The organism is Polaribacter sp. (assembly GCF_039939415.1).
In the GTDB taxonomy this organism is placed as follows: domain Bacteria; phylum Bacteroidota; class Bacteroidia; order Flavobacteriales; family Flavobacteriaceae; genus Polaribacter.
This window is the reverse complement of sequence record NZ_JBDVJE010000034.1, coordinates 46,066-53,466: the sequence shown is the minus strand read 5'-3', so window position 1 is coordinate 53,466 and position 7,401 is coordinate 46,066. Positions and strand designations below refer to the sequence as shown.

Annotated in this window: 6 protein-coding genes; 3 read left to right on the top strand and 3 right to left on the bottom strand. The window is 29.2% G+C overall.

Annotated elements, in window-relative coordinates:
- The first annotated feature begins 277 nt into the window (after window positions 1–277).
- Window positions 278–1,150, top strand: coding sequence for an AraC family transcriptional regulator (locus ABJG40_RS05575; protein WP_348023587.1), 873 nt, complete (start codon window positions 278–280; stop codon window positions 1,148–1,150).
- A gap of 181 nt (window positions 1,151–1,331) precedes the next feature.
- Here ABJG40_RS05575 and ABJG40_RS05570 read toward each other — a convergent pair whose 3' ends face one another.
- From ABJG40_RS05570 to ABJG40_RS05560, 3 genes are all read right to left on the bottom strand, one after another.
- The gene (locus ABJG40_RS05570; protein WP_348023586.1) at window positions 1,332–1,991 is read right to left on the bottom strand and encodes an HD domain-containing protein; all 660 of its coding nucleotides are present in this window, start codon (window positions 1,989–1,991) and stop codon (window positions 1,332–1,334) included.
- Window position 1,992: 1 nt separating this feature from the next.
- Window positions 1,993–2,232: a hypothetical protein gene (locus tag ABJG40_RS05565; protein WP_348023585.1), complete on the bottom strand. Its 240-nt coding sequence runs from the start codon at window positions 2,230–2,232 to the stop codon at window positions 1,993–1,995.
- A gap of 79 nt (window positions 2,233–2,311) precedes the next feature.
- Window positions 2,312–2,722, bottom strand: coding sequence for a BrxA/BrxB family bacilliredoxin (locus ABJG40_RS05560; protein WP_348023584.1), 411 nt, complete (start codon window positions 2,720–2,722; stop codon window positions 2,312–2,314).
- A 335-nt stretch (window positions 2,723–3,057) separates the two neighbouring features.
- Between ABJG40_RS05560 and ABJG40_RS05555 the strand changes: the two genes are divergently transcribed.
- Both ABJG40_RS05555 and ileS read left to right on the top strand, forming a co-directional pair.
- Window positions 3,058–3,822, top strand: a complete 765-nt coding sequence (locus tag ABJG40_RS05555; protein ID WP_348023583.1) for a TerB family tellurite resistance protein — start codon at window positions 3,058–3,060, stop codon at window positions 3,820–3,822.
- Between the two features lie 166 nt (window positions 3,823–3,988).
- Window positions 3,989–7,396: an isoleucine--tRNA ligase gene (gene ileS / locus ABJG40_RS05550; protein ID WP_348023582.1), complete on the top strand. Its 3,408-nt coding sequence runs from the start codon at window positions 3,989–3,991 to the stop codon at window positions 7,394–7,396.
- The last annotated feature ends 5 nt before the right edge of the window (window positions 7,397–7,401 follow it).

The window sequence follows — 7,401 nt, the reverse complement described above, 5'->3', positions numbered from 1 at the left end:
GTTATTTGCGTAAGCTATTAATGTTCCGAACATGAATGCTACTACTAAAATTGATTTCATTTTTGATTTCATAATTATTTTCATTTTTAATGATTAATAACACTGCAAAGATAAAACCGAATTAAAGGTTTAAAAACATCAGAATTGGCAAATTTATGTACTTAATTATCAATTGAAAGATCTAAAATTATCATTTAGGTTAAAATAGAGTATAATTTTGTTAATTATATATATAATAATACATTTAAGAGTTGTAATTTTGACACAAATTAATATTATGAAGAATGTTAAACCCACTTTAGAGAAGATAAGTCCAAATTTTGGAAGTTCTATCTTAGTAAAAAAACATACAGAATTTTTAAAACAGATTAAAGCATTTTGGCATTTCCATCCAGAAATAGAATTAGTATACGTAAATAAAGGTAAAGGGAAAAGACATATTGGTAATCATTTATCTTACTTTAATAATAGTCAACTTTTATTAATAGGGTCTAATTTACCTCATAACGGGTTTACAGATAGATTAACTACAAATGGTTCTGAGACGTTAATACAATTTAAACCAGAGTTTTTAGGAGAAGATTTTTTTCACACTCCAGAAATGAAGCCAATTAGTATTTTGTTTGAAAAAGCAAAAAAGGGAATTCTTTTTGGTGTAAGAACAAAACAAAAACTAGGTCCTAAAATCGAAAAAATTTCTGAAAAGAAAGGTTTTAAGCAAATTTTAATTTTGTTAGAAATTTTACATACACTTTCTAAATCAGATGATTATACTATTTTAAATGCAGATGGTTTTGCTTTTGAAACGCAACCACAAGACAGTAGTAAAATAGATATTATCTTTAAACATATTAACGAGAATTTTAATCAACATATTAGTTTAGATGAAATTGCTGGTTTGGTAAGTATGACAGTTCCTGCATTTTGTAGATTTTTTAAAAAGACAACAGGTAAAACATTTACAAAATTAGTAAATGAATATAGAGTTGTTCATGCAACTAAACTTTTATCAGAAAGTCAAACCAGTATTACAGATATTTGTTTTGAATGTGGTTTTAATAATTTCTCTCATTTTAATAAATTGTTTAAAGAATTTACAGGTAAATCTGCTTCAAAATATAGAAGTGAAATGATGAATTTAATTCAATAATATTTTTAAATAATAGAAAGGATTAATAAAGCCATAGAATATTATACTTTTAAAAGTAAAGAGATATTAGATTATGTAAATACTAATAAAATTTATCTGTAGACTAATTATTGAATGCTGAGAAGAACTTTCTATTTTAGAGAATAAAATTACAGCATTATAAGTGGCAAAAGAAAATTAATTATTTAATTCCATTCCATTCATCATCAAATTGCTGTAAAAATTTTTTCATATAAATATGTCTATTAGTTGCAATTCTTTTTGCTGTAACAGTATTCATTTGATCTTTTAATAAAAGTAACTTTTCATAAAAATGATTTATTGTTGGTGCAGAGGAGTTTTTATAATCTTCTTTAGTCATATTTAAATTAGGCAAAATTTCAGGATTATACAAAGCTCTATTTTTAAAACCACCATAATTAAAACATCTAGCAATACCTATTGCCCCAATTGCATCTAATCTATCTGCATCTTGTACTACTTGCAATTCTTTAGAAGTAAATTTTGTGCCTCTGGTTTCTAAAGAATTTTTAAAAGAAATTTGTTTTATTATATTAATTACATGTGTAATAATTTTTGTAGCTACTTTTTGTTCTTCTAAAAATTGTGTAGCTACTTTTGGGCCAACAGTTTCATCACCATTATAAAATTTTGGATCTGCAATATCATGCAGTAAAGCGCTTAAAGTAACTATAAAAGAATCTACTTTTTCATGTTTAGAAATCAATAGAGAGTTTTTGTAAACACGTTCAATATGAAACCAATCATGTCCACCTTCAGCATTTTCTAGTTCTTTTTTTACAAAAGAAATGGTGTTATTAATAACTAAATTGTTATTCATTTTAATTTCTTGTAGCTAATTCTTCTTTAATTTTTTTTATTTCCTTCATAAAAATAACTTGCATCGGAACAAAAAATAAAGGCAAATAAGAACTAAAAGAAATACTTTCTGTAAAAGACTTGTAAATAGAAATACCAAAAAGTAATACAACTACAATTCCGTGAGCAATAGCTTTGGTTTTTTGTGTTTTTAGTTTTTTTAGAAGAAGTTCTTTAGGGTAATTAGAATATTGAGATGCCATTATAAAATTTTTAATAAAAGTAAAAAATCCATTCAAAATAGAATGGATTTTAAAGTTCTTTCTTTAGTAAGCTATTAGATTAACAAAACTCATCATAAGCTTGTGCTAAATTCTGTGCAATCATTTGCGCAGATCTACCTTCAATATGATGACGCTCTAACATGTGTACTAAATTTCCATCTTTAAACAACGCAATTGCTGGTGATGATGGAGGAAAAGGAATCATATATTCTCTAGCTTTTTGTGTAGATTCTTTTTCTACACCCGCAAAAACAGTAGTTAAGTTTGTTGGCGATTTATCTGCACCTAAAGATGCAATTGCACCTGGTCTAGCGGTACCAGCAGCACAACCACAAACAGAGTTTACCATTACTAAAGTTGTTCCTTTTTTAGACATTGCGTTGTCAACATCTTCACTTGTATATAATGCTTCAAAACCAGCGTTAATTAACTCATCACGCATAGGTTTTACTAATTCTTCTGGATACATAATTTCAAATAATTTAAGTTGCAAATATAATAATAAATCATTCGCAATTCAACAAGAAAATAAATGCTTGTTTCAATAGATATATCAATAAAATTGATGCTTTTATTTTTTGGGCATGCCCATTTTTTAAATAAAAGTTTTGTTTCACTTCACTTTTAATTAAAAAATCGTCAGGCTTTACGCACTCGCTTTTTTTGTAAAAACAAAAAAGAGTTCAAACAAATGCTTCAATCCTTCATGCAAAAGCTTACTTAACAAATTTATAAAATATAAAAGCTGTTCTTTTACAATTAAATAACTTTGTAACTTTACAACTTTCAAAAAAAAAATAAATTATGGGAAGTTTCACCAAATGGTTAGGTGCAGGTTTAGGATTTAGTTTAGGAGGTCCAATAGGAGCAGCAATAGGTTTTGCAATTGGTAGTTTTGTAGATGGTTTTTCTGCAGATGAATACAAACAAGAACAAATAGATTACGAAAAGAGTAGGCAATCTGGAAATAGAAGAAGTTCGGTAGAAACGCAATCTGGAGATTTTGAAATGAGTTTACTTGTTTTGGCATCAATAGTTATAAAATCTGATGGAAAAGTAGATCAGCGTGAGTTAGATTATGTTCGTGCTCAATTTGTGAGTATGTATGGTAAACAAAGAGCTAACAATGCTTTTAAACTCTTTAGCGGAATTATAAAAAAGCAAGTTTCTGCAAGACAAGTTTGTATACAGATTAGGCAAAATATGTCTCACGCATCTCGTTTGCAATTAATTCATTTTTTGTTTGGAATTGCAAAAGCAGATCAATTTGTAGTTGAGACAGAAGTAGAAGATATAAGAAAAATTGCAGGATATTTATACATCAATCACAGAGATTTCGAATCTATAAAAGCCATGTTTTATGATGCTTCAGAAAATGCCTATAAAATTTTAGAAATAACTAAAATTGTTTCTGATGATGAGGTGAAAAAAGCATACAGAAAAATGGTAAAAAAATACCATCCAGATAAATTACAAGGTTTAGGAGAAGAGCATTTAAAAGGTGCAAACGAAAAATTTCAAAGCATACAAGCTGCTTACGAAAAGATTAAAGCAGAAAGAGGAATGTAAATAGAGTTTCAAAGTTTTAAAGTTTTAAAGTTACAGAGTTCCAAAGTACAACCTCAATTTCTTTGCGATTTTATAACTTTTTTTTTGCTTTGCAACTTCTTCAGAAACAAACTCAAAAATTCCAAGAAAATCAGTATTTTCGCAATCTTATTAGAAACGACAGAAAATGAAAGCGAAATTTCCTGAATATAAAGGACTTGACTTACCAAAAGTTGCAGAAGAAATTCTTAATTATTGGCAAGAAAACAACATATTTGAAAAGAGTGTAACTTCAAGAGAAAATGCAAAACCTTTTGTGTTTTTCGAAGGTCCTCCTTCTGCAAACGGACTTCCAGGAGTTCACCATGTTTTAGCAAGAGCTATTAAAGATATTTTTCCTCGTTATAAAACTATGAAAGGGTATCAAGTAAAGCGTAAAGCTGGTTGGGATACTCATGGTTTGCCAATAGAATTAGGTGTAGAAAAAGAATTAGGAATTACCAAAGAAGATATTGGTAAGAAAATTTCCGTAGAAGATTATAACGCTGCTTGTAGAAAAGCAGTAATGCGTTACACAGATATTTGGAACGATTTAACCAATAAAATGGGTTATTGGGTAGATATGGATGATCCATATATTACTTACGAACCAAAATACATGGAATCTGTTTGGTGGTTATTAAAACAGATTTATAACAAAGAATTAATTTACAAAGGCTACACAATTCAACCATATTCACCAAAGGCAGGTACAGGTTTAAGTTCTCACGAATTAAATCAACCAGGAACTTACCAAGATGTTACAGATACAACTGTTGTTGCGCAATTTAAGGCGATAGAAAATACGTTACCAGATTTTTTACAAAACGAGGGAACTATTTATTTTATAGCTTGGACAACAACTCCTTGGACATTACCAAGTAACACTGCATTAACTGTAGGTCCTAAAATTGAATATGTTTTAGTTGAAACTTTTAATCAATATACATTTGAACCAATTAAAGTTGTTTTGGCTAAGAATTTAGTTGGAAAACAATTTGCCGGTAAAAACAATGTTCAAGTAGAAACTACAGAAGAATTAAGCTCTTATAATTCAGGTGATAAAAAGATTCCTTATCATGTGATTAAAGAATTTATTGGAAAAGATTTAGTTGGAATAAAATACGAACAATTATTAGATTACTGTTTACCAAACGACAATCCTCAAGATGCTTTTAGAGTAATTTCTGGAGATTTTGTTACGACAGAAGATGGAACAGGAATTGTTCATACAGCACCAACTTTCGGGCAAGATGATGCTTTAGTTGCAAAACAAGCAGAACCAGAAATTCCACCAATGTTGGTAAAAGATGCTGATGATAATTTAGTTCCTTTAGTAAATTTACAAGGTAAATTTAGACTAGAAATGGGTGAGTTTGCAGGTAAATATGTAAAGAACGAATATTATGAAGATGGTGAAGCGCCAGAAAGATCGATAGATGTTGAATTAGCCATCAAATTAAAAACGGAAAATAAAGCCTTTAAGGTAGAAAAATACAAGCATAGTTATCCAAATTGTTGGAGAACAGATAAACCAATTTTATATTATCCACTAGATTCTTGGTTTATTAAAATAACTGATGTAAAAGACAGAATGCACAGTTTAAACAAAACGATTAACTGGAAACCAGAATCTACAGGAACTGGACGTTTTGGAAACTGGTTGGCAAATGCAAACGACTGGAATTTATCTCGTTCTCGTTATTGGGGAATTCCATTACCAATCTGGAGAACAGAAGATGGTAAAGAAGAAATTTGTATTGGTTCTGTAAAAGAGTTAAAACAAGAAATGGCAAAAGCTGTAGAAGCTGGAGTTTTAGCAAAAGATATTTTTGAAGATTTTGAAGTTGATAACAACTCAGATGAAAATTATGCAAAATTAGATTTACATAAAAATATTGTAGATCAAATTACTTTAGTTTCATCAACAGGGCAACCAATGAAACGCGAATCAGACTTAATAGATGTTTGGTTCGATTCTGGTTCTATGCCTTATGCACAATGGCATTATCCTTTTGAAAACAAACAAAAAATTGATGGAAACGAATCTTTTCCTGCAGATTTTATTGCAGAAGGAGTAGATCAAACACGTGGTTGGTTTTATACATTACACGCAATTGCAACCATGGTTTTTGATTCTGTAGCGTATAAAAACGTAGTTTCTAACGGATTGGTTTTAGATAAAAACGGACATAAAATGTCTAAGCGTTTAGGTAACGCTACAGATCCGTTTACAACATTATCAACTTATGGAGCAGATGCAACACGTTGGTATATGATTTCTAACGCAAATCCCTGGGACAACTTAAAATTTGATTTAGACGGAATAGAAGAAGTAAAACGTAAGTTTTTCGGAACTTTATATAACACCTATTCATTCTTTACTTTATATACAAATCTAGATGGTTTTGCTTACAAAGAAGCAGATATTGCCTTAGAAGAAAGACCAGAATTAGATAGATGGATTTTATCTGAATTACATACTTTAATTAATAAAGTTGATAAATTCTATGAAGAATACGAACCAACTAGAGCGGCAAGAGCAATATCAGATTTTACGCAAGATTATGTAAGTAACTGGTTTGTGCGTTTAAGTAGAAGACGTTTTTGGAAAGGAGATTATCAAAAAGATAAAATTTCTGCTTACCAAACATTGTATACTTGTATGAATACGATTGCAAAATTAAGTGCTCCAATTGCTCCATTTTTTATGGATAAATTGTACCAAGACTTAAATTCTGTAACTGGTAAAGAAACGTCAGAAAGTATACATTTATCAGATTTTCCTGTTTATGATGCTAGTTTTGTAGATAAGAGTTTAGAGCGTAAAATGGAAAATGCACAAACAATATCTTCTTTAGTTTTATCACTTAGAGCAAAAGAAAAGATAAAAGTGCGTCAACCATTACAAAAAATTATGATTCCTGTTGATAATGAACAACAGAAAGAAGAAATTTTAGCTGTAGCAGATTTAATTAAGAATGAAGTTAATATAAAAGAGATTCAAATTCTAGATGATGCATCAGATATTTTAATCAAACAAATAAAACCTAATTTTAAAACATTAGGACCTAAGTTTGGTAAGGATATGCGTTTTATTGCAGCAGCTGTAAAAAACTTTAATCAAGAAGATATTAACAATATAGAGAAAGTTGGCAACATTGTTCTTGAAATTAATGGAAAAAATATTATTTTGGAACTCTCAGATGTAGAGATATCATCTAAAGATATAGAAGGTTGGTTGGTTGCAAATGAAGGAGCGTTAACAGTTGCTTTAGATGTTACCATAACAGAAGAATTACGTAAAGAAGGAGTTGCCAGAGAATTGGTAAATAGAATTCAGAATGCACGTAAAGACACAGGTTTAGAAGTAACAGATAGAATAAAATTAACGGTTTTAAATTTTGAAAACCTACAAAAATCTATCAACGATAATAAAGAGTACATTATGAGTGAAACATTAACTAAAGAATTGGTTTTTGTTGACGAGTTAACTAATGGTACAGAAATCGAGTTTGATACCATTAAAAGTAAAATATTAATCGAAAAAATGTAAGATTT

What these genes read in the sequence shown, in the direction of transcription:
- ABJG40_RS05575 (WP_348023587.1), top strand. Translation starts at nt 278, where the DNA reads ATGAAGAATGTTAAACCCACTTTAGAGAAGATAAGTCCAAATTTTGGA.
- ABJG40_RS05570 (WP_348023586.1), bottom strand. Translation starts at nt 1,991, where the DNA reads ATGAATAACAATTTAGTTATTAATAACACCATTTCTTTTGTAAAAAAA.
- ABJG40_RS05565 (WP_348023585.1), bottom strand. Translation starts at nt 2,232, where the DNA reads ATGGCATCTCAATATTCTAATTACCCTAAAGAACTTCTTCTAAAAAAA.
- ABJG40_RS05560 (WP_348023584.1), bottom strand. Translation starts at nt 2,722, where the DNA reads ATGTATCCAGAAGAATTAGTAAAACCTATGCGTGATGAGTTAATTAAC.
- ABJG40_RS05555 (WP_348023583.1), top strand. Translation starts at nt 3,058, where the DNA reads ATGGGAAGTTTCACCAAATGGTTAGGTGCAGGTTTAGGATTTAGTTTA.
- ileS (WP_348023582.1), top strand. Translation starts at nt 3,989, where the DNA reads ATGAAAGCGAAATTTCCTGAATATAAAGGACTTGACTTACCAAAAGTT.